Genomic DNA, 20,813 nt, shown 5'->3' with positions numbered 1-20,813 from the left:
CAAGGCCGTCCCAAGTGCGTGGTCAGCGCTGGGCGCCACGCACCGCGTCGACGAGTTCCGAAGAGCTGCGCGCGGCCGGCCATCCGAGGCTCATCCGGACCGGGACCACCAGGGCGTCCCGCAGAACAGCGGTCTCCAGGCCGGAAACCGGGGCCTTTTCGGTCGTCTTTCCGTTCCCCATGACAAATCCTCCTACGGTGGTGTACCAGGGCTTGCCCGACCATGCTTGCGCACGACACTTCGCGTCCGCTTCGAAAACACTTTCTTTTTGCCTCCGACCCCGGCGCCAGAGGTCCGGACGGGTCGGCGAAGCCGGCGAGCACCACGACCGAATCCGGGTCGTTTCGGCGCTTATGCGCTGTTGGCGTTCGACATCGGGCCCGCGACCCGCTGCCGCGGTATCACCAGGCCGAACTCATAGCTCAGCGCGACGGCTTGGGCCCTGCTGCTGATTTCCAGCTTCCCCATGGCGCGGTTGAGATGTGTCTTCACCGTCGCTTCGCTGATGTGCAGAATCTTGGCGACAGTCGAGTTCCCGTACCCCTTGGCGACCAGCTTGAGTACCTCGGCCTCGCGCATGGTGAGCGTGGCCAGTCTCGAACCGTCGTATTCGACCGGCGTGGTGCGATGGGTGCAGATGTCGACCAGACGTGACATGACGCCGGGCGAGAACACCATATTGCCGCGGGCGGCGGCCGTGACGGCCGCGGTCATCTGCTCCGGCGGGATGTTCTTCAGGAGAATTCCGCGAGCACCTGCGTGGAGGGCCGCGTATATGTCATTGTCATCGACTGTCGAGGTGACGAGGAGGGCGGTCGGCGGGTCCTCGGGGTCCGCCTCCAAGATGCGCTGGATGGTTTCCGCCCCGCCGAGATCCGGGAAATCGGTGTCGATGATGACGATATCCGGTTTGGCACCCTCGGCCAGCGCACAAGCTGTTTCACTGTCTGCGGCCTGAGCCACCACGCTCAGCCCCGGCACCGCGTTCAACAGTGCGGAAAGCCCCAGCCTTGTCCAGGGGTGCGCATCCGCGATGAGTAATGTGGTCTCCGCACCCGCCACCACATCACTGTCTCCCCCGCTGATCAAATGTTCCTCCTCCGGGCCGAACCGGCCGACCAGACACCAGAAACCCTTGCATGCACCGGTGACACACGCAAGGAAAAACTGACCGCGCAGGTCGCTGATTACGCGTAAGTCGGCGGAATCCAGGCCTTCCAGGTCAACGGGTGAACAGGTGATGAAAGACGCGGATGGCCGTCGTCCATCGCGGTACGCCCATCGGCCCACCAGGCCGGTTTCCACTCCGCGCGGTAGCCCGAAGCGCCTGGCCGCATACCTCCGCCTGGCCGGTCGGCGGGCCACAAACCCCTTCCCACCTGCGGCAATGTTCGGAATTATCGCTTCCCCTTTTTCTTCGGCTTCCCTTCGACCAGTCGGCCGAGCCCGGCCCGGCTCACCGCCTGGGAGTACACGGGGGCCGAATACGGTCGAGGGTGGATGACGGGCATCCGCAGAGAGTGCAGTTACTGCTACACCGGCCGCTGTATGTTCGCGATTGGTTGCGTTGATACGTTCAGCGGCACGCCACTGGAATTGCCGAGTGCCTTATCGGGTAACTGTTCTCCCGGCCCGGAGAACACACAGGTGGAGGTTTCCGTTACGTGAGCTTGTCTCGTGTCATTAGTAGAATGTTGTCTACTACCCGAGGGTTCACGTTTGTCTCAGGAGAGTCGGCCGAATTTCTCAGCTTCGCCGATCTCAAAGAGGCTGCCGAGGGTATCGGCAGAGGGGTCGCCGCCGCCGGCTTCACGCCAGGGGACCGCGCCATTCTCATGCTCTCGGACCAGCGTGAGTTCATCACCGCCTTCTTGGGAATGGAGCGGGCCGGGGTGATCCCGGTCCCCGTCTTCCCACCCGCCCTGCCGACCCGGACCGATGCCTACCGGGAACGTCTGGCCTCTCTTCATGCGTCGTGCCTGCCGCGTCAGGTCATCGCCGATGAACGGCTCTTCGACCTGTGCGCGGAGTGCGTCGGCGAGCGGCCGTTGCTCTATGCCCAGCTGTCCGCCGGTGAGGCGACCGAGCGCCGGGCGGAGCGGCCGGACGACCCCACCCTCTTCCTGCCGTACTCCCCCGAGACCCCCACCTGGCCCCCTCCGCCGTACGCATTCACGCGGCGCTCTGCCCCCACGGGGTTCCGGGAGCCGACGGTCAGCCCGTCGTACACCCTCGCCCCTCAGCAGGCAAAGGAATCATCCGATGACGCCCCGCCAAAGGGCGGGCAGGGCGGCGGGAACGCACAGGACGCCCCGATCGGGATCGCCGCCGACTGGCTGACCGGCGTCTGGCAACAGTGCGCGGTCAGGCTTCCCGCTGTATCGCGAACCGCAGATGGAAAGTGATGAAAGTGAACGAAGTGAAGACGTCCACGGATCTGGACGCGATTGTTGACACCCTCACCGCGGCCTTCCTCGAGGACGACCCGGTCGTCAATTGGCTGATACCGCCCGGGACTCCGGAGCGGGAGCGCTATCTGCGCGGCTTTCTGCGGGCCTGGGTGAAATTCATGCTGGACCACGAGGGGACCGCCATCGTCACACCGGACCACAGTGGCGTCCTCGTATGGGAGCCCTCGCCCTCGGGCAGGACAGTGCCCCTCACCGCGGAGGACGAGGAGGCGTTCCTCGCCGATATCGCAGCCTCCACCGGCCCCGCGGAGAAACGCTGCCTGCAGCTCATCGAAGCGCTCGACTCCAACTATCCGCACGACCTTCCGCGGCACGGACATGTCGCGCTCGCCGCCGTCCACCCGGATGCGCGCGGGACGGATGCCAGGACGGCCCTCACGGACGAGCTGGTACGACTCGCCGTATCCCTCGATCTCGGAGGCTACTGCGAGGCCTCGTCCGAGCGGAACGCCCTGCTGTGGGAGCGGCTTGGCATGCAGCGCATCGGCGAGCCGATCCAACTGCCGGAATCCGACGTCACCTTGACTCCCATGTTCATTCCGCCGCCCGGAGTCCAGGGTTGAGCGTGCCGCGGGGCCGACTCGGAGGGTCCTTTGATGCGTGAGAACCCCTTGCACAGCTACAAGCTCTATATCGCGGGCAAGGACGTCGAGGGCGACGGCTGGGTGTACACCGTCAGCGCACAGTCGCTGCTCGAAGACGTCTTCACGAGCGTCAGCCTGAAAAGGGATCTGGAGCGGAATCCCGAATCCACGGCCGCGGACCACCCCTATGTGGTGGGCCGCTGCGCCGTCGCGTCCGATGCCGCGATCGATCTGGCCACGGAGGCCGCTGCGTCGGCCGCACCGGGCTGGGCGGCGATCCCGCTGGAGCGGCGGATGCGTCTTGGCACGCTGTTCCGCGAGGCGCTGGACCGCCGCCGGGACGAGTTCCTGGACATGCTGGTCGCCGAGGGGCATCCGGTGAGCCTGGCCCGCTGGGAACTGAGCTGCCTGTTCCAGGTGTACAGCGAGGAGAGCCTGGGCTGGTACCGGCAGCGTATGCACACGGAGTTCGAGCACGCCGGGCGGCGGCTGATCGTACGCCGCCGGCCCGACGGCGTGGTCGCCTTCAACCCGCCGCAGAACGCTCCCGCGCCCAGCGCCGCCCTCGCGGTGCTCGCCCTGATGGCGGGCAACGCCGTCGTCGTACGGGCGCCCCGCTCCATCGCCCTGTCCACCATGTGGGTGCTGCGCGAGGTCGTCGCGCCACTGCTCGACGAGGTGGGGGCGCCCCCCGGTGTGCTCAACGCCGTCTGCTCCAACCCGAAGCAGACACTGGACCGGTGGATCGAAAGCCCGCTCATCGACGACATCTTCTACATCGGCGGCAGCAAGGAGGGCCTGGCCTTCCAGGAGCGGTGCGTCGCACACGGCAAGAAGCCGATCCTGGAACTGGCCGGCAACGACAGCATCGTCGTATGGAAGGACGCGGACCTCACGCGCGCCGCCGAGGCGATCTGTGAGTCGTTCTACGGCTCCGGGCAGATCTGCATGGTGCCCAACTGCGTCCTGGTGCACCCCGCCGTCGCCGACGAGCTGATCGCCGCGGTCAAGGAGCAGGCCAAGACCGTACGCCCCGGCTATCCCGAGGACGAGGGCGTGCTGCTGTCCCCGGTCCGCCGCAGCGAGCGCTTCTTCGGACTGCTCCAGCAGGCCCTGGCGGGCGGCGCGGAGCTGGTCACCGGCGGCAGGCGCACCGAACTGGACGGCACCCCTTCGGACACCGGTGTCTTCCTCCAGCCCACCGTGGTGCGGGTGAACGGGCTGCCCGGTGCGCGCCGCCTGGACGTCGTACGCCAGGAGACGTTCTTCCCGCTGCTGCCGATCGTCGTCCCGGAGCCGTCCGCCGATGACGAACTCCTCAACGGGTTCCTCGATTTCGTCAACACCAACGAGTACGGGCTGCGCAACTCGCTGTGGGCGGAGTCCGAGGACGTCATCGACGCGTTCGTCCAGCGCGTCGTCAACGGCGGCCTGCTGAAAATCAACGACTCGCACATCGGGTTCCTGCCCTATCTGCCCAGCCATGGCGGGACCGGCCTGACCGGCGGGGTCTTCGGCGAGGCCAACTATCCGATGCTCAAGACCTCGCACCTCCAGGGCGTGTCCATCGCCCGTGGCGCCAGCCCGCGTGAGGCGGTTTTCGGGTCCTGACGGCCCGCCGCCGACGTACGCCCCACCTCTTCGAACCGCTCTGATTCACCACCGCACAATCCGGAGGACGTTACCCGTGACCGTGATCCAGGGAGCCCGGGTCGACACCGAGGAGGAAATCCTCAGCCTGTACCGCGCCCACCTCAGCAAGGGGCGGGCGACTCTCGCCGAGCTGTTCGGCAGCCATATGGAGGTGGAGTCCTCCGGGGCCTGGCTGACCACCAGCGACGGCGAGCGGTTCCTGAACACTGGCGGCTACGGCGTCTTCATCATGGGCGCCCGGCACCCCATCGTCATGGAGGAGGTGGAGCGCCAGCTGCACACCCACCCCACCGCGACCCGCATCCTGCTGGAGCCCACCGTCGCCCGCGCGGCCGAGGCGCTGGTCTCCGTCATGCCCGAGGGCCTGGACCGGGTGCACTTCGCGCTGTCCGGCGCCGAGGCCGTCGAGACCGGTCTCAAGCTGGCCCGCGCGGGCGGCCGCAGGCGCACCGTCTCGATGCTCGGCGGCTACCACGGCAAGACGCTCGGCGCGCTGTCGACCACCGCCAAGGAGGTCTACCAGGCGCCGTTCCGCCCGCTCATCCCCGACGTCCGGCATCTGCCCTTCGGCGACGCGGAGGCGCTGGAGGCGGAGTTGCGCGCCCACCCCGGCGAGGTGTGCGTCATCCTCGAACCCGTCCAGGGCGAGGGCGGAGTGATCATCCCGCCCAAGGGCTATCTCAAGCGCGTCGAGGAACTCGTCCGCGCCTACGACGGTTTCCTGATCCTCGACGAGGTGCAGACCGGGTTCGGCCGGCTCGGCGAGTGGTGGGGTGCCGACACCGAAGGCGTGGTCCCCGATGTCCTGCTCACCGGCAAGGCCCTCGGCGGCGGTGTTCTGCCCGTCTCCGCGGCGGTCGCCACCCGCCAGGCGTTCCGCCCGTTCGACAAGGACCCGTACGTCCACACCGCCACCTTCTCCGGACAGCCGCTGCTGATGGCCGCCGTGCAGGGCGCCATCCGGGCGGTCAAGGAGGAGCGGCTGGTGTCCAGGTCCATGGACCTCGGGGCGGTGCTGCTGTCGCGGATCTCCGAAATCGCCCACCGCAACATCCCCGACCAGCTCGTCGAGGTACGCGGCCAGGGCCTGCTGATCGGGGTGGAGCTGGTCGAGGCGGGGCTGGCCGGCGAGCTGCTGATCGAGCTGTTCAACAACGGAGTCGTCGCCAACCACTCGATGATCGGCAGTTCGGTGGTGCGCTTCACACCGCCGGCCACCCTCACCGACGGCGATGTGAAGTTCTTCCTCGAATCCTTCGACAAGGCCACCCGCGATCTGATCAGCGGCTCGGCCACCATGCCGGAAGGCGGTAACTGAACGTGCGGCACGTGGAACTGGACGCCGTGGTGCGCTCCGAGAAGGCGGAACACGTCTTCGGATGCGTCGTCAAGTGGGAGAAGTATCCGCAGCTCGCCCCGCATGTGCAGGCCGCCACCGCACACGTCGCCCACCCCGCCGAGCAGGGCAGCTCGAGTTGGGAGCTGCACTTCCGCAGCGGGCTGCTGCGCTGGACCGAGGAGGAGCGGTTCGTCCCCGAGCGTGGTGAGATCCACTTCGAGCAGACCGACGGCGACTTCGACAGCTTCGCCGGGCAGTGGCAGATCACGCAGAGCGGCGATGATGTGCTGGTCCGCTTCGACGCCGACTTCGACTTCGGCATCCCGAGCCTGGAGGGGATTCTCGACCCCATCGCCGAGCGGGTGATCAAGGAGACGGTCGCCTGGGCGATCACCGGGCTGTTCGCCCGTACGGAGATACGTGGCGACGTGGGCACCCCCGAGACCGCGGTCACCGGCGGCGCGTAGACCAGGCCCGGACGCGTAAGGAGAACGCGCAACCATGAACGGTTCGTTGGAGGGTGTCGCCGTGGCCGGCGGCGCGCCCGCGTCCGTGATCGTCGGCATCGGGGCGTACGTCCCCCCGAACCCGGTGACCAACCACGACCTCACCGCCCGTCTGGACACCTCCGACGAGTGGATCCGTACCCGTACCGGCATCTCGTCCCGGCATATGGTGCTGCCCGGACAGGCCACCTCGGATCTCGCGGTCGAGGCGGGCCGGCGGGCGCTGGAGTCGGCGGGCCCAGAGCATGCGGAGGGCGTGGACGCCGTGGTGCTCGCCACCACCACACCCGACCGGGCGTGCCCCGCGACCGCGCCCGAGGTCACCTCGCGGCTGGGGCTCGGCACGGTCGCGGCCTTCGACGTCTCGGCCGTGTGCAGCGGGTTCCTGTACGGGCTGGCCACCGCGACCGGGCTGATCGCGGCGGGCACGGCCGGCCGCGTCCTGCTCATCGCCGCGGACGCGTTCACCACCCTCATCGACCCGCAGGACCGCGCCACCGCCGTCATCTTCGCCGACGGGGCGGGGGCCGTGGTGCTGCGGGCCGGTGAGCCGGACGAGCCCGGTGCGGTCGGCCGTGTCGTACTCGGCAGCGACGGCTCGCTCAGCGGACTGCTCCAGGTGCCGGGCGGCGGATCCCGGCAGCGCAGCCTGGGCGGGCCGGTGAAACCCGGCGACGAGTTCCTGCGGATGGCCGGGCGCGACACCTACCGGCACGCGGTGGGGCGGATGACAGAGGCGTCCCGGCAGGCGGTGCAGGCCGCCGGCTGGGGTCTCGCGGACATCGACCGGCTCGCCGCCCACCAGGCCAACGCACGCATCCTCGCGACGGTCGCGGACGACCTCGGCATCCCCGAGGACCGGCGGCTCTCCAACATCGCGTACAACGGCAACACCGTCGCCGCCTCGATCCCGTTGCTGCTGGCCGACGCCACCGCCGACGGCAGCCTCGCGGCCGGCCACCGGGTGCTGCTCACCGCCTTCGGCGCCGGGCTGGCCTGGGGCGCGGCGACCGTCCTCTGGCCGGACGTCAAGCCCGGCTGAGGCCCTCGGCCACTCCCCCACTGTGCACCCTTCGGAAGGAACGCAGCCATGTTCGACACCCTCAAGGAAATCCTGGTCAACAAGCTCAAGGTGACACCGGAGCAGGTCGTCCCCGAGGCCACCAGGGAGGACGTCGAGCTCGACTCGCTGGCCGTCGTCGAGCTCTCCCTCGTACTGGACAAGGAGTTCTCCATCGTCATCAGCGACGACGAACTGCTGGAGGTGGACACCATCGGCGACATGGCGCGCCTCATGGAAGAGCGGAGCGCGAAGGTCTGATGGGCCGCCACGATGTCGCCGTCACCGGACTCGGCCTGGTCACCCCGGCGGGAATCGGGGTCGGGCCGAGCTGGGAGGCGGCCCTGGAGGGGCGGCCCACCGCAGCCCCTGACCCGGAACTCGCCGGCAACCCGGTGTGGATCTCCTGCCGCGTCCCGGACTTCGACCCAGATGGGCTGCTCGGCGGCCGCCGGGCCCACCGGCTGGACCGCTTCGTGCAGTTCGCGCTGGTCGCCGCGCGGGAGGCGGTCGCCGACGCCGGGCTCGACCCGGCCACCTGGGACGGCGGCCGCGTCGGTGTGGTCCTCGGCTGTGCCGACGGCGGCCCCGCCACCGTGGAGGCACAGCACCGGGTGCTGATCGAGGAGAACCCCGCCTGGGTGTCCCCGCTGCTGCTGCCGATGCAACTGCCCAACATGCTCGCCGGGCAGACCGCCATCGAGTTCAAGGCCACCGGCCCCAATCTGGTCGTGGCCACCGCTTGTGCCTCCGGCGCGAGCGCCATCGGCGCCGCGCGCGATCTGCTCACCCTCGACCGCTGCGACATCGTCGTCACGGGCGGCAGTGAGGCGATGATCACCCCCCTGGTCATGGCCGGATTCGCCAAGATGGGCGCCCTGTCCAAACGCCAGGACGACCCGGCCACCGCGTCCCGGCCCTTCGACGCCGACCGCGACGGCTTCGTCGCGGGAGAGGGCGCGGGTGTGCTCATCCTCGAACGCGTCGCCGACGCGGCGGCCCGTGGCGCACGCGTACGGGCCAGAATCGCCGGCTACGGCGCGACCGCCGACGCCCACCACGTGACCTCGCCGCACCCGGACGGCATCGGCATCGAAGCGGCGCTGCACGCGGCGCTCGCGGACGCGGGCGCCCGCCCGGAAGACGTCCAGCATGTCAACGCGCATGGCACCTCCACCCCGCTGAACGACCTGGCCGAGGGCCGTATGCTGCACCGCGCGCTCACCGGGGACCCGCTGGTGACCTCGACCAAGGGCGTCACCGGCCATCTGCTGGGCGCGGCCGGCGCGGTGGAAGCGGCATTCGGCGTGCTCACCGTCGAACAGCAGCGTGTGCCGCCCACCGCCAATCTGCACACACCCGATCCTCGCCTCGACATCAAGATCGCCACCGCCCCGACCACCACCCGTATCGACCTCGCCCTCTCCAACTCCTTCGGTTTCGGGGGGCAGAACGCGGTCCTGGCGATAGCGAGGGCGTAACGGACTCAAGGAGGCAACACGCGGGGGCCACGGCGAGTGCCGCTCTCGTTCCCGGGGCTCGTCTACGCTGACGGACGGCGCGGGTATCACGGTGTCCCGCGTCCTCGTCGGCACTGCATGGCACTCCGCGACCAAGCGGCGGCAGGGATGGCCCATGAACACGCGTTGGCCCCGTTCGCTCTCCTGCGTCATCGTGACCGCCATGTCCTCGGCCCTCCTCATCGGCTGCGGGGGAGAAAAACACGGCCGGAGCTGTTCCGGCCGCACGGGCAAGGACCTCTCCGGCCGTACCGTCGCCGGTGACGACCTGCTGCAGAAGACACTGCGCTGCGTCAACCTCGAAGGCTCCACGCTGACCGGGCTGGTGTCCGAAGCGAATCTGCGCCACGGCAACCTCTACAAAGCGCGGCTGACCGGTGCGTCACTGGAGAACGTCGATCTGCGCGAGGCCGACCTCCGCGGGGCCGACCTCAGCTCCGTCTCCCTCTCCCAGGTCGACCTGCGCGGCGCCGATCTGAGCGATGCCATGCTCGGCAAGGGTCTCCTCGAAGACGTGAGCTTCGGCGGCGCCCACCTGTCCGATGTGGATCTGCGGGGGGCCTCCCTCACCCACGTCGACCTCACCAAAGCGGATCTGAGCGGCGCCGATCTGTCCGGCGCCGCGCTGTCCGACTCGGATCTCCGCGGCGCGCGAACGCGGGATACCGACCTTTCGACGACGACCTGGGAGAACGTCGTCTGTCCGGACGGCTCCCGCTCGAACGCCGGGACTTCCTGTACGAGCCATCTCACCTAGGCGGCCCGCGTCAGACGCTCGGCCGCATCCACGCCTTCGCGAAGCATGTCGGCACGTCGAGGGACGCCGCCTCCTTGCGGTACGCCCGCGGCGACCGGCCGACGATGTCACGGAACGTACGGCTGAAGGTCCCCGGGCTGCCGAAGCCGACGTCGAAGCAGATGTCGGTCACGCTGCGGTCGCTCTCCCGCAGCAGGAACATCGCACGCTCGACCCGGCGCCGCTGCAGGTAGCGGTGCGGCGTCTCGCCGAACGTGGCCCGGAAGGTGCGGGTGAAGTGCGCCTGGGACACATGGGCGATCCGGGCCAGGGCCGGGACGTCCAGCGGCTGCGCATAGGCGCGGTCCATCGCGTCCCGCGCCCGCAGCATGCGGCGGTTGGTCTCTTCCGTGGCACGGCTCACCGCGCCATCACATCACAGTGACGACCGGACCGCGCTCTCCCGTCCGTACTCTCCTTACGGACCCGTGACATGGTGGGCGCGGTTCGGTGGCGCCGGGTGTCCGCGGGCCTAGCGTGGGGCGCATGCGCGTACTGGTCACCGGCGGTGCCGGATTCATCGGGTCCCATGTCGTCGAGGCTCTGGCGGAGCGTGGGCACGAGCCCGTCGTGTACGACGTGTGTGCCGACGCGGGATCGGATGTGCGAGACCGTGCCGCGGTCCGCCGGGCCCTGTCGGGTGTCGACGCCGTCTGCCATCAGGCGGCGATGGTCGGCCTGGGTACCGGCTTCGCCGAGGCGGCCGAGTATGTCTCCCGCAACGACCTGGGGACGGCCGTCCTGCTCACGGCCATGGCGGACACGGGCGTGCGGCGGCTGGTGCTGGCCGGCTCCATGGTGGTGTACGGGGAGGGCCGGTACCTCTGCGAGCGGCACGGGGTGGTACGCCCGGGCGCCCGGTCCGCCGCCGACCTGTCGGCGGGGCGCTTCGAGCCCATGTGCCCGGTGTGCGGAGCCGAGCTGTCTCCCGGGCTGATCTCGGAGGACGCCCCGGCCGATCCGCGGAACGTGTACGCGACGACCAAGCTCGCCCAGGAGCACCTGGGGGCGGCGTGGGCCCGCGTCACGGGCGGGTCGGCGGTATCGCTGCGCTACCACAACGTGTACGGCGCGCGGATGCCCCGCGACACCCCGTACGCGGGGGTGGCCTCATTCTTCCGCTCCGCGCTGGCCCGTGGCGAGGCCCCGCGCGTGTTCGAGGACGGGTGCCAGCGGCGGGACTTCGTGCACGTACGGGACGTGGCCGCCGCCAATGTGGCGGCGCTGGAGGCGGATTCGCCCGAGGGCGCGCTCACGGTGTACAACGCCGGCAGTGGTGAGCCGCACACGGTCGGCGAGATGGCACGGGCGCTGGCCACCGCGTACGGCGGGCCAGAACCCGTGGTGACCGGGGAGTACCGGCTGGGGGACGTCCGGCACATCACGGCGGACTCGTCGCGGCTGCGGGCCGAGCTGGGGTGGAAGGCCCGGGTCGGCTTCGAGGAGGGGATGCGGGAGTTCGCCCGCGCCGAGCTGCGCGGTGGGTGAGCGCGGCACCCCGGAGGTCCGCGCCCCGGCCACTCACCCCTCGGCCGCGGGGAGCGTCACCTCGAAGCGGCAACCGCCGGAGACGTTGCGTACGGTGGCGCGCCCGTGGTGGGCCTCCACGATGCCCCGGACGATCGCGAGGCCGAGGCCGGCGCCTGCCGGGGGTGTGCGGGCGTAGGTGCCGCGCCAGCCGGTGTCGAAAACGCGCGGCAGATCCTCCTCCGGAATGCCGCCGCAGCCATCCGTCACGGACAGGACGACGCCGTCCGCGGAGCGCTCGGCGGCCACCGCGACCGTGCCGTCGGCCGGGGTCCGCCGGATCGCGTTCACCAGGAGGTTGCCGAGCACCCGGCTCATCTCCTTGCCGTCGACCTCGACCGGCACCGGTTGAACGTGGTCGCCGACCAGCCGCACGCCGTGCTCGCGCGCGAGCGGGTCCGCACCCGCGAGAGCGTCACCGACGAGGTCGTACAGGGAGGTCCGGGAGGGGGTGAGGGCGAGGGCGCCCGCGTGGATGCGGGACAGCTCGAACAGGTCGCCCACCATGTCATTGAGCCGTTCGACCTCCGTGCGGATCTGGCGCAGATAGCGGTCGGGGTCCGCGGCGACGCCGTCCTCCAGCGCCTCGGACATCGCCCGCAGTCCGGCGAGCGGTGTGCGCAGGTCGTGCGAGATCCAGGCGACGAGTTCACGCCGGGAGGACTCCAGCGCCCGCTCACGGTCGCGGGACTCGGCCAGCTTGGCGCTGGTCGCCCGCAGCTCCCGGCTCAGCGCGTCCAGTTCGGCGGTCGCGGGTCCTTCGGGGCTGGTGAAGTCGCCGCCGTCGCCGAACGAGCGGGCGGCGACCGCGAGGGCCCGGCTGCGGGCGACGACCCAGCGGCCCAGCAGCAGGGCGGTGGCCAGGGAGACGACGGCCGCCATCGCGACCACGGTCGTGACGACGGTCAGGTCGTGCGCGGACAGGAACATCGCCCATGCCACGGCCAGCGTGCCGGCGAGCATCGCGGCCACGGCGACGGCGGCGACCACGGCGAGGTGCGCGATGAGCGAGCGCCGCCGGACCAGCCGCAGCACGCACGCCCCGAGCAGCCCGGCAGCGGCGGCGCCGAGGAAGGCGAGCAGGGCGATGAGCAGGGTGTCGCGCACGGTCAGCGCTCCCGCTCGGCGGGGTCGAAGCGGTAGCCCACGCCCCACACCGTCTGGATCAGGCGGGGTCGGGCCGGGTCGTCCTCGACCTTGCCGCGCAGTCGGCGTACATGGACGGTGACCGTGGACAGGTCGCCGAAGTCCCAGCCCCAGACCTCGCGCATCAGGTCCTCCCGGCTGTAGGCGCGGCCGGGATGGCGCAGAAAGAACGCGAGCAGGTCGAACTCGCGCAGGGTGAGGGCGAGTTCTACGCCGTTCTTGGCGGCGCGGCGGGCGGCGGGATCGACGGTGAGACCGGCCGCGTGGAGGGGCCGCGCTTCCGTTCCGGGCGTGTTCGGCGTTCCGGGCGTGTTCGGCCGCGTGCGGCGCAGCACCGACCGCACCCGCAGCATGAGCTCCCGCGGGCTGAACGGCTTGGTGACGTAGTCATCGGCGCCCACCTCCAGACCGAGGATCCGGTCGTCCTCGTCGCCGCGGGCGGTGAGCATGATGACCGGTACGGGCTCGTGTCCCCGTATCCGCCGGCACACCTCAAGGCCGTCCATGCCCGGCAGCATCAGATCGAGCACCACGAGGTCAGGCCGGTTCGCGGCGGCGCGGGCGAGCGCGGTCGGCCCGTCCTCTGCCCGGTCCACGGTGTACCCCGAGCGGCCGAGGTATCCGCAGACGACCTCGGCGACGGTGGGATCGTCCTCCACGACCAGGACATGGGCGACTTCGGCCGGCCGGTGGCGCGGGTCCGTGGGGCCGGCCCCGGTCGGCTCGTATGGCTGCTGCATGGGCCCAGCCTGGCACCACTCCCCCGTCCGAGCGGCCGCCCGGGCCCCGCCCGGCTCCGACGTCCGTGTTTCGTAAGGAGCAGAAGTCCGATATGCGCCATTCGCGTTCGTAGAGTGAAGGCCGTGACCACCTCTCCCACGGAGCCTGCGGACGGCCCGGCACCGGCTGTCGACGTGATCCTCCCCTGCCTGAACGAGGCCGACGCCCTGCCCTGGGTGCTCGCGCACATCCCCGCCGGCTGGCGCGCGCTTGTCGTGGACAACGGGTCCACCGACGGCTCCGCCGCCCTCGCCCGCGAGCTGGGGGCGACCGTCGTCTCTGAGCCGCGCCGCGGCTTCGGCGCCGCCTGTCACGCCGGTCTGACCGCGGCGACCACCGACATCGTGTGCTTCTGCGACTGCGACGCCTCTCTCGACCCCTCCTCGCTCGTCCCCTTCGTCCGCGAGGTCCGGGCCGGTGAGGCCGACTTGGTGCTCGGCCGACGCCGTCCGCAGGGCCGGGGCGCCTGGCCCGTGCACGCCCGGGCCGGCAATCTCGCGCTCGCGCGGATACTGCGCCGTCGCACCGGGCTGCGGCTGCGCGACCTCGGGCCGCTGCGCGCCACCCGCCGCGAGGCGCTGCTGGGCCTCGGGCTCACGGACCGGCGCAGCGGCTACCCCCTCCAGATGGTCGTACGGGCCGCCGACGCCGGATGGCGGATCGCGGAGCACGACGTCCCGTATCTGCCGCGCGCCGGGGCCTCCAAGGTCACCGGCACCTGGCGCGGCACCTGGCAGGCGGTGCGCGATATGAGCCGGGTCCTCGGCGATCCGGCCGCACCGGGAGGAGGTCCTCGGTGACCACGCTGCTCGTCATCGCCAAAGAGCCGCGGCCCGGGTGGGTCAAGACACGGCTGACACCGCCGTTCACCGCCAGTGAGGCCGCGTCCCTCGCTCGCGCGGCCCTCGCGGACACCCTGAGCGCGGTGGCGGCGACCCCCGCGTCCCGTCGCGTCCTTGTGCTCGACGGGACGCCGGGCCCCTGGCTGCCGCCCGGCTTCGACGTCGTACCCCAGTGTGCGGGCGGGCTGGACGAGCGGCTCGCCGACGCCTTCGCCGGATGCGACGGCCCCGCCCTGCTCATCGGCATGGACACACCCCAGGTCACGCCCGAACTCCTCACCGTGGACTTCACCGACTGCGACGCGTGCTTCGGCCCCGCCGAGGACGGCGGTTTCTGGGCCCTGGGTCTCGCCGAACCAGACCCCGGCCTGCTGCGGGGTGTGCCCATGTCGACCGCCGCGACGGGTGCCCTGCAGCGGGAGCGGCTGGTCGCCGCGGGTCTAAGGGTTCGCGATCTGCCCCGCCTGCGCGACGTCGACACGGCCCGCGACGCGTGGGCCGTCGCCGCCGAGGTGCCGCACGGCCGGTTCGCGGCGCGGCTGGCCCGGCTTACGGCGGCCACGCGGCGATGAGTACGTGCTGGTCGGCACACCGTCAGTCGTGGACGGCCGGTGGCCGCTGTTTCGCCGCCCTGCGCAGCCGCAGGACCAGCAGCAGTGCCGAGCCGCCGAAGAGCACGGCCGTGATCAGCAGCCACCGGGCCAGAAACCGGTCGCTGGAAAGCCCGGTGACGGACCGATAGCGGTCCGCCATCTGTCCGCTGATCAGTGGAAACCACACCAGCAGAAGCAGCCCGGACAACGCGGCCGGTACGCGTGCGTAACCGACCAGGTCCCGGTGACCGGCCGCCTGGAACACGGTGACGACGGCGCGGTCCGCCACCGTGTACAGCGGCAGCAGCACCAGGTCATGGAGGAGGGCGGCGCCCACGAACCACAGCGACACCCCGAGCCAGTCCCCCGCGAGCAGCCGCACTCCCACGTATCCGGTGAGCGCGAACGAACAGACCAGGAGCAGGACGGTGAACGGACTGCCGATGGCGGGCCGACGACGCATCACAGGACCTTTCACAGTTCTCCGAACGCCATCCGGGCCACCCACTTGGTGTTGAGCACCCCGGGTGCGGCCGGCACGATGACCCGCGCCGGGTAGCCGTGGTCGGGAGTCAGGTCCTCGCCGTTGACCTCCAGGGCGAGGAGGGAGCGCGGGTCCGCCACCTGGTTGGCCCGCAGGGCGGCCCGGCGGAAGGCGCCGTGCCGTTGGAGGGACTCCACCAGCACATCGGGCGGATCGCGGTGGCCGACGAGTTCCGCGAGGTCCCGCAGCCGCACCCCGCGCCACCACTGGTCGGAGGTCGCCCACCCCTCCACACAGGCGATGGGCAGAGCCGAGCTGTGCAGGGGCAGCCGCAGCAGGTCGGCCCGGCTCAGCCGGACGGCCCCGGTGCGCCCGGTGACGACCAGCCGCCACGCCTCCTCACTCGTCTCCGCCGCGCTGATTCCCGCGTACCCGGCCGTCTTGTTGATCTGGAAGCCGCCTGGTCCGCTGCCGGGCTCGGGCCCGCCGCGGGGTGCGAGCACCGCGGTCTGCCGCAGCGGCCCGTCGAAGCTCTGCCCCGCCGTCGTCCCGAACAGGAGCAGCGAAGCGCCGCCCACCAGGCCGAGGGCGCCCCGCCGTGACACGGTGGGCTCGGCGGGGCTGGGCGCAACCAATTCCCCTGTCTCCCGCACTTCGCCTGCCTCCCGGGCGCGGCGCAGGTTGCGTACGGCCGCGGGCACCTTCAGCGCGGCGTGCACGACGAACGCGGTGAAGAACACCCAGGCCCCGTAGAAGTGCAGCGGGTAGAAGGAGCCGGGGAAGACGTAGTCGAGCTGGACGTTCAGCACACCCGTGGTGAACTCGAACAGCCCGCCCCCGACCAACAGCAGCAACGAGATCCGCTCCAGCGCGTGCGCCGCCGACCGGGCCGGCGGCAGCGTGAACAACCTCGGCACGACCGACCACAACTTGGCCAGCAGGACGGGAATGAGGGTGATGCCGAGCGTCACATGCACGCCCTGGGTGAGCCGGTACAGCCACACCGGATGGGTCGGCCAGGCGAAGAGGTAGAAGCCGAGAATCCCCTTGTCCGGGGTCTGGTCGTTCACCGGCGACAGATCGGGGTTGTACGCGGCGTACGAGACCAGCCCCGTCACGAACAGCACCGTGATCCCGCCCAGCAGGACGACGCCGAGCACCGAGGTGAACCAGGGACCGCGCAGCGGACTGCGCCAGAAGACGGGAGCGAAGGGAGACCGTGCCGTACGAGACCGTGCCATGCCCCGACCGTAGGCCGGAACCGCCCCGGGGAAGGGGTTGCGACGCATGACGAAATACTGACGTCCGGGCCGCGCTCGCTCCCGTCCGGCGCCCTCCGGCCTAGCGTCGTCCCTGTGACTCGCGCTCATCTCAGGGATGTGTGTGCGGCCGTGGCCGCCGCGCTCCTCGTCGTGGCGGCCGTGCTGGTCGGCCGCCATATCCAGCACACCAGCCACACCCTGTTCGTCGGCTGGCCCCCGCTCTTCGCCTCCTGGAACCCGCACCTCGGGCCCGGCACCCCGGCCGCCGTGGCGGTGGCGGTCGCGGTGGTGGCGTACGGACCGTCCCTGGCCGCGCGGCTGCCCTGGGGCGCGCTGCTGGCCGCGGCCTGGGGCACGGCCCTGGCCTGGGCCTGGTCGCTCGCCCTGGTCGACGGCTGGCACCGGGGCATCGCGACCCGCCTCACCACCCGGAACGAGTACCTCCAGGTCATCGACCGCTTCCACGACATCCCGGCCGCCCTGGGCGACTTCACCCACCACATCCTGCTCGACTCGCCCGGACACTGGCCGGCTCACATCGCCGGGCACCCCCCGGGCGCCACGCTCACCTTCGTGCTGCTCGACCGCGTCGGCCTGGGCGGCGGGGGCTGGGCCGGAGCCTGGTGCATCACCGTCGGCGCCACCACCTGCGTGGCCATTCTGATCACGGTGCGCGCACTGGCCGACGAGGACCTGGCACGACGCGCGGCGCCCTTCCTCGTCACGGCGCCCGCCGCGGTGTGGATGGCGACATCGGCCGACGGGTACTTCGCCGCGGTCGCCGCCTGGTCGGTCGCGCTGCTCGCGCTCGCGGTGACGGGGCGGGCGGGTGCCCGGACCCGGGCCGTCGCGTTCGGTGCGGGACTGTTGTCCGGGCTGACCTGCTATCTCTCATACGGGCTCACACTGATCGCACTGATCGCGGGAGCCGTGTTGGTGCTGGGCCGGGTCCGGGGCCGGGATCTGGCCCAGTTGCCTCCGTTCCTTCTCGCCGGGTTCGCCGTCGTCCCGCTCCTCTTCACCCTCGCCGGTTTCTCCTGGGGGGAGGCGTACCGTCTGCTGGTCGAGCGCTACTACCAGGGAGCCGGCGGCATCAGGCCCTACGGGTACTGGGTGTGGGCGAACCTCGCGTGCACCGTGCTCATCACGGGCCTGGCGACGGTGGCGGGGCTGCGCCGCGCCTGCGCGACGCTCGCCCTCGTACGGCACGACGCCCTCACACCAGGACGGCACGGCGCCGTCATCCGGCGACCGGACCCGCCGGGCCGTCCGGTCGCCGAACGCCGTCTCGCCCTGCTCGTGTCCGCGGCCCTGCTCGCCCTGCTCATCGCCGATCTGTCCGGGATGAGCAAAGCGGAGACGGAACGCATCTGGCTGCCGTTCGCCATGTGGCTGCTCACGGCCTGCGCCTTCCTCACCCGGCCGCGTCCCTGGCTCGCCGCGCAGACCGCCCTCGCCCTCCTCCTCAACCACCTGCTGCTGACCGGCTGGTGACCGCGGGGGTGTCCTGCTTGCGCACCGCCCGTGCGGCCCGCAACACCGTGCCGGGGCGCATCAGGGTCTTCACCGGGGAGAGCATGTGTGCCACGTCCAGGAAACGTCGGTGTATCACCGGATCGGTCACGGACGCCCGGACGATGAGGTCACTGATCCGGGACGCGACCTTGAAACCCCGTGGCCGTGGCCCGGTGACGTGCGGCAGCTTCAGGTCGTTGACGGCGGACGTCTGCCACGCGTCATCCACGACGGCCCGGACCTGCTTGAAGTACGACCACGCAGGGTCCCGCGGGGACTGCCCGGATTCGAGATGGGCCGCCAGGCATGAGGCGTGGATCGCGGCCGAGGACATGCCCTGGCCGTAGATGGGGTTGAACGAGGCCATGGTGTCGCCGATCGCGAGGAGTCCGGCGGGGAAACGGTCCAGACGGTGGAAGTCGCGCCGTCGATTGTCCGGATGCCGGTAGGCGATCGGCTCCCCGATCGGCTCGCCGTCCTCGGCCAGCCGGCGGAACGGTGCCGCCGGGTCCTCCTTGCAGCGGAGCAGGAACTCCTCCATCTCCCGCCCCGGTCGGTCGTCGGCGTACCCGGCCACCAGGGCGATCCACCGATCTCCCTCGACCCTGCCGAGGGTGCCCAGCCGCAGTCGGCCGTCCGGCAGGGTGGCCAGGGACTGTGCCAAGGTGGCGCCGTCCGATCCCTCCGGCCGGCGGAACAGCGCGGTGGCATAGCCGAGGTCCACCTGCATACGGCGCGTCTCCGGCTCGGGCCAGCCGCCCTCCCGTAGCCAGGCCCCGATCCGGCTGGCGCGGCCGGTCGCGTCGACCACCAGGTCGGCGTCCAGCACCTCCTCATCGGCCGCGCTCCCGGCCACATCCCCGGCCCCGTCCCCGGCCAGTTGCCCACCCAGGTAGCGCACCCCGCTCACCCGCTCGCCGGTGAAGGCCAGCCCGCGCACCCGACCGTTGACCAGTCGCAGATTGCCGAGCGCCAACACCCTGCGGCGCAGATGCGACTCCAGGAAGGGCCGCGTGGCGCTGATCATCTCCACGCCGTCGACCAGGACCTTGAGCCTGCCCTCGAAGTAGTGGTGCACATCCGTCCCGGTGTCCGCGAGGGCGGCGCCGTCGGCGACGAGTTCGGTGGCGAATCCGGGCAACCAGTGGTCGATCCTCCGGCGGCCCGCGTCCAGCAGAGCGTGCATCTGGGTGCCCTGCGGAACACCGGGGCGAGGCCCCTGACCACCCCCGAAGTCGCCCGAGGGGGCGATGTCGTCCCGTTCGAGAACCATCACCTCGTCCGCGTGATCACTGAGCACCCGGGCAGCCAACAGCCCCGCGACGCTGCCCCCGAGTACGACGGCCCTGCGCATCTCCACCTCCTGTGTGCGGTTGCCCGCACCTGCCGCCCCGGCCGTACGCCGGGAAGGGAGCGGCGGAGAACATGGTGAACTTTCAACCCCGCCCTGAACCGACCATCCGCGCACCCGGTCTGTACATTTCTGGCTCCCGCACCTCTCACGAAGGAAGGACTGTGCGATGAGCCTGCCTCCCAAGTCCTCGCGGCCGGACCGGAATGGGGTCGGTGGGATGTCGCCCGACGTCGACGCCTGGCGCGGCATGCTGCACGACTGCCTGGTCGAACTCGACGCGATCCCGCTCGGCGGCACCGGACACGGCGCCGACTACACGGGCTGGGCCCGCCAGCTCGACCTGGGGTTTCTCACCCTGACCGACGTCGGTTCCGACCCGGTGCGGGTCGTACGCGCGCCCAGGATGCTGGTCGGCAACCAGGACGACTTCTATCTGCTGTCGATCGCCCAGGAAAACAGCTTGTCGATCAACGGAAATGCGCGGTCCCCGCTGCGGCGCGGCGACGCGGTTCTGCTCGACAGCACCGCTCCCTTCCAGCTCAGCGCCAAGGAGTTCGCCCATCACCTCGTGCTGACACTGCCCCGGGCGGATGTGGCACGGGTCATGCCGGTCAGCGGGGAACGCATCGGACGCCGCATCGCCGCCGAGAACCCGGTGCTGCGCGTCCTGCGGGCGACGGTCGCGGAGATCTGCGCCGGAGGCGCGCGGTTCGAGCCGGACTTGCTGCCTGAACTGGGGCACACCTTAAGAGAGTTGCTGTTCTCCGTACTGCGGTCCGACGAGCTCACCGACCAGGCCGAGGTGAACGGGCTCCTCGGACACCACGCCCAACTCCTGCGCATGCGGGACTTCATACAGCGCCATCTCGCCGAGCCCGATCTGTCGTCGAAGATGGTGGCGGCGGCGTTCGGGGTGTCCGTGCGCTACGTCGAGCTCGTCTTCCGGGAAAGTGGCACATCACCGGCCCGGTACATCCGCCAGACCCGGATGGAGGAGGCTCGCAGAAACCTGGCGAACCCCCGGCAGCGACAGCGCTCCATCGCCGCGATCGCGCGGGCTGTCGGCGTCGAGAACCCGACCGTCTTCGCCCGCATGTTCCGCCATTTCCACGACATCACGCCCAGCGAATACCGTCGGTCCCAGACCGGGCAGAGCCGCCGATCCGGGACAATGGAAGACCCTCCGCCCCCTTGACCGGCCCCCGTGCCGGGTGCCCACCGACGGCCGTGCGCACCCGGTTGCCTCCGTGCGGGAATTGACAAGTTTGTGTTCGTGAATCGTCGACAGCGGCGCCCCGGGTTCCGGCACCGTGGGCGCCGATGTCACACGGGGTGTCACCGCGAATACTCCGGTCCTCCACCAAGCAGGGAAAACACGACT

Annotated in this window: 22 protein-coding genes; 14 read left to right on the top strand and 8 right to left on the bottom strand. The window is 70.7% G+C overall.

Annotation, left to right across the window (positions count from 1 at the left end; translation table 11 throughout):
• Positions 1-22: 22 nt before the first annotated feature.
• Both ACH4U7_RS02205 and ACH4U7_RS02200 read right to left on the bottom strand, forming a co-directional pair.
• Positions 23-181, bottom strand: a complete 159-nt coding sequence (locus tag ACH4U7_RS02205) for a hypothetical protein (protein WP_358644855.1) — start codon at positions 179-181, stop codon at positions 23-25.
• A gap of 170 nt (positions 182-351) precedes the next feature.
• Positions 352-1,305 (bottom strand): LuxR C-terminal-related transcriptional regulator, encoded by a 954-nt coding sequence (locus ACH4U7_RS02200; RefSeq protein WP_398526113.1) that lies wholly within the window; start codon positions 1,303-1,305, stop codon positions 352-354.
• 386 nt (positions 1,306-1,691) lie between these two features.
• Here ACH4U7_RS02200 and ACH4U7_RS02195 point away from each other — a divergent pair, with 386 nt between their 5' ends.
• The 9 genes from ACH4U7_RS02195 to ACH4U7_RS02155 all read left to right on the top strand — a co-directional run bounded on the left by ACH4U7_RS02195 (position 1,692) and on the right by ACH4U7_RS02155 (position 9,890).
• Positions 1,692-2,405: an AMP-binding protein gene (locus ACH4U7_RS02195; protein WP_398526112.1), complete on the top strand. Its 714-nt coding sequence runs from the start codon at positions 1,692-1,694 to the stop codon at positions 2,403-2,405.
• 5 nt (positions 2,406-2,410) lie between these two features.
• On the top strand, positions 2,411-3,034 hold the full coding sequence (locus tag ACH4U7_RS02190; RefSeq protein ID WP_385619711.1) for a hypothetical protein: 624 nt from the start codon (positions 2,411-2,413) through the stop codon (positions 3,032-3,034).
• A 33-nt stretch (positions 3,035-3,067) separates the two neighbouring features.
• Positions 3,068-4,666 carry an aldehyde dehydrogenase family protein gene (locus tag ACH4U7_RS02185; RefSeq protein ID WP_398526111.1) on the top strand — a complete coding sequence of 533 codons (1,599 nt, stop codon included), beginning with the start codon at positions 3,068-3,070 and terminating at the stop codon, positions 4,664-4,666.
• Positions 4,667-4,742: 76 nt separating this feature from the next.
• Positions 4,743-6,026 carry an aspartate aminotransferase family protein gene (locus ACH4U7_RS02180; protein ID WP_385619716.1) on the top strand — a complete coding sequence of 428 codons (1,284 nt, stop codon included), beginning with the start codon at positions 4,743-4,745 and terminating at the stop codon, positions 6,024-6,026.
• Between the two features lie 11 nt (positions 6,027-6,037).
• Positions 6,038-6,514: a type II toxin-antitoxin system RatA family toxin gene (locus tag ACH4U7_RS02175; protein WP_398526110.1), complete on the top strand. Its 477-nt coding sequence runs from the start codon at positions 6,038-6,040 to the stop codon at positions 6,512-6,514.
• Between the two features lie 34 nt (positions 6,515-6,548).
• Positions 6,549-7,595, top strand: coding sequence for a beta-ketoacyl-ACP synthase III (locus tag ACH4U7_RS02170; protein ID WP_398526109.1), 1,047 nt, complete (start codon positions 6,549-6,551; stop codon positions 7,593-7,595).
• Positions 7,596-7,643: 48 nt separating this feature from the next.
• The gene (locus ACH4U7_RS02165) at positions 7,644-7,874 is read left to right on the top strand and encodes an acyl carrier protein (RefSeq protein ID WP_398526108.1); all 231 of its coding nucleotides are present in this window, start codon (positions 7,644-7,646) and stop codon (positions 7,872-7,874) included.
• A complete protein-coding gene (locus tag ACH4U7_RS02160; protein WP_398526107.1) occupies positions 7,874-9,094 on the top strand; it encodes a beta-ketoacyl-[acyl-carrier-protein] synthase family protein in 1,221 nt (406 codons plus the stop codon). Before ACH4U7_RS02165 ends, ACH4U7_RS02160 begins: the two co-directional genes overlap by 1 nt.
• 154 nt (positions 9,095-9,248) lie before the next feature.
• Positions 9,249-9,890 carry a pentapeptide repeat-containing protein gene (locus ACH4U7_RS02155; protein ID WP_398526106.1) on the top strand — a complete coding sequence of 214 codons (642 nt, stop codon included), beginning with the start codon at positions 9,249-9,251 and terminating at the stop codon, positions 9,888-9,890.
• A 10-nt stretch (positions 9,891-9,900) separates the two neighbouring features.
• On the opposite strand, the gene ACH4U7_RS02150 is transcribed toward ACH4U7_RS02155, so the two are convergent.
• Positions 9,901-10,293 (bottom strand): helix-turn-helix domain-containing protein, encoded by a 393-nt coding sequence (locus ACH4U7_RS02150; protein WP_179284991.1) that lies wholly within the window; start codon positions 10,291-10,293, stop codon positions 9,901-9,903.
• A 122-nt stretch (positions 10,294-10,415) separates the two neighbouring features.
• Here ACH4U7_RS02150 and ACH4U7_RS02145 point away from each other — a divergent pair, with 122 nt between their 5' ends.
• Positions 10,416-11,417 carry an NAD-dependent epimerase/dehydratase family protein gene (locus tag ACH4U7_RS02145; protein ID WP_398526105.1) on the top strand — a complete coding sequence of 334 codons (1,002 nt, stop codon included), beginning with the start codon at positions 10,416-10,418 and terminating at the stop codon, positions 11,415-11,417.
• 33 nt (positions 11,418-11,450) lie between these two features.
• On the opposite strand, the gene ACH4U7_RS02140 is transcribed toward ACH4U7_RS02145, so the two are convergent.
• Together ACH4U7_RS02140 and ACH4U7_RS02135 are read right to left on the bottom strand one after the other, a co-directional pair.
• A complete protein-coding gene (locus ACH4U7_RS02140) occupies positions 11,451-12,563 on the bottom strand; it encodes a sensor histidine kinase (protein ID WP_398526104.1) in 1,113 nt (370 codons plus the stop codon).
• Between the two features lie 2 nt (positions 12,564-12,565).
• Positions 12,566-13,342, bottom strand: coding sequence for a response regulator transcription factor (locus ACH4U7_RS02135; protein ID WP_398526103.1), 777 nt, complete (start codon positions 13,340-13,342; stop codon positions 12,566-12,568).
• Positions 13,343-13,456: 114 nt separating this feature from the next.
• On the opposite strand from ACH4U7_RS02135, the gene ACH4U7_RS02130 reads away from it, so the two are divergent.
• Positions 13,457-14,182 (top strand): glycosyltransferase family 2 protein, encoded by a 726-nt coding sequence (locus ACH4U7_RS02130; protein WP_398526102.1) that lies wholly within the window; start codon positions 13,457-13,459, stop codon positions 14,180-14,182.
• A complete protein-coding gene (locus ACH4U7_RS02125; RefSeq protein WP_398526101.1) occupies positions 14,179-14,796 on the top strand; it encodes a DUF2064 domain-containing protein in 618 nt (205 codons plus the stop codon). Before ACH4U7_RS02130 ends, ACH4U7_RS02125 begins: the two co-directional genes overlap by 4 nt.
• A 22-nt stretch (positions 14,797-14,818) precedes the next feature.
• On the opposite strand, the gene ACH4U7_RS02120 is transcribed toward ACH4U7_RS02125, so the two are convergent.
• Both ACH4U7_RS02120 and ACH4U7_RS02115 read right to left on the bottom strand, forming a co-directional pair.
• The gene (locus ACH4U7_RS02120) at positions 14,819-15,280 is read right to left on the bottom strand and encodes a hypothetical protein (protein ID WP_398526100.1); all 462 of its coding nucleotides are present in this window, start codon (positions 15,278-15,280) and stop codon (positions 14,819-14,821) included.
• A gap of 11 nt (positions 15,281-15,291) precedes the next feature.
• A complete protein-coding gene (locus ACH4U7_RS02115; protein WP_398526099.1) occupies positions 15,292-16,542 on the bottom strand; it encodes a molybdopterin-dependent oxidoreductase in 1,251 nt (416 codons plus the stop codon).
• A 114-nt stretch (positions 16,543-16,656) separates the two neighbouring features.
• Here ACH4U7_RS02115 and ACH4U7_RS02110 point away from each other — a divergent pair, with 114 nt between their 5' ends.
• Entirely contained in the window at positions 16,657-18,057 is a 1,401-nt protein-coding gene (locus ACH4U7_RS02110; protein WP_398526098.1) for a hypothetical protein, read from the top strand.
• Here ACH4U7_RS02110 and ACH4U7_RS02105 read toward each other — a convergent pair.
• On the bottom strand, positions 18,029-19,432 hold the full coding sequence (locus ACH4U7_RS02105) for an NAD(P)/FAD-dependent oxidoreductase (RefSeq protein ID WP_398526097.1): 1,404 nt from the start codon (positions 19,430-19,432) through the stop codon (positions 18,029-18,031). The genes ACH4U7_RS02110 and ACH4U7_RS02105 overlap by 29 nt on opposite strands.
• 166 nt (positions 19,433-19,598) lie before the next feature.
• Between ACH4U7_RS02105 and ACH4U7_RS02100 the strand changes: the two genes are divergently transcribed.
• Positions 19,599-20,627: a helix-turn-helix domain-containing protein gene (locus ACH4U7_RS02100; RefSeq protein WP_398526096.1), complete on the top strand. Its 1,029-nt coding sequence runs from the start codon at positions 19,599-19,601 to the stop codon at positions 20,625-20,627.
• Positions 20,628-20,813 lie beyond the last annotated feature (186 nt).

This window comes from Streptomyces sp. NPDC020845, from assembly GCF_044334165.1.
Lineage (GTDB): Bacteria > Actinomycetota > Actinomycetes > Streptomycetales > Streptomycetaceae > Streptomyces.
This window is presented reverse-complemented; position numbering and strand designations above follow the sequence as displayed.

Coding starts and splice junctions, on each gene's coding strand:
- ACH4U7_RS02205 (WP_358644855.1), bottom strand. CDS start 181: ATGGGGAACGGAAAGACGACCGAAAAGGCCCCGGTTTCCGGCCTGGAG.
- ACH4U7_RS02195 (WP_398526112.1), top strand. CDS start 1,692: ATGTTGTCTACTACCCGAGGGTTCACGTTTGTCTCAGGAGAGTCGGCC.
- ACH4U7_RS02185 (WP_398526111.1), top strand. CDS start 3,068: ATGCGTGAGAACCCCTTGCACAGCTACAAGCTCTATATCGCGGGCAAG.
- ACH4U7_RS02170 (WP_398526109.1), top strand. CDS start 6,549: ATGAACGGTTCGTTGGAGGGTGTCGCCGTGGCCGGCGGCGCGCCCGCG.
- ACH4U7_RS02165 (WP_398526108.1), top strand. CDS start 7,644: ATGTTCGACACCCTCAAGGAAATCCTGGTCAACAAGCTCAAGGTGACA.
- ACH4U7_RS02160 (WP_398526107.1), top strand. CDS start 7,874: ATGGGCCGCCACGATGTCGCCGTCACCGGACTCGGCCTGGTCACCCCG.
- ACH4U7_RS02155 (WP_398526106.1), top strand. CDS start 9,249: ATGAACACGCGTTGGCCCCGTTCGCTCTCCTGCGTCATCGTGACCGCC.
- ACH4U7_RS02145 (WP_398526105.1), top strand. CDS start 10,416: ATGCGCGTACTGGTCACCGGCGGTGCCGGATTCATCGGGTCCCATGTC.
- ACH4U7_RS02135 (WP_398526103.1), bottom strand. CDS start 13,342: ATGCAGCAGCCATACGAGCCGACCGGGGCCGGCCCCACGGACCCGCGC.
- ACH4U7_RS02120 (WP_398526100.1), bottom strand. CDS start 15,280: ATGCGTCGTCGGCCCGCCATCGGCAGTCCGTTCACCGTCCTGCTCCTG.
- ACH4U7_RS02115 (WP_398526099.1), bottom strand. CDS start 16,542: ATGGCACGGTCTCGTACGGCACGGTCTCCCTTCGCTCCCGTCTTCTGG.
- ACH4U7_RS02105 (WP_398526097.1), bottom strand. CDS start 19,432: ATGCGCAGGGCCGTCGTACTCGGGGGCAGCGTCGCGGGGCTGTTGGCT.
- ACH4U7_RS02100 (WP_398526096.1), top strand. CDS start 19,599: ATGAGCCTGCCTCCCAAGTCCTCGCGGCCGGACCGGAATGGGGTCGGT.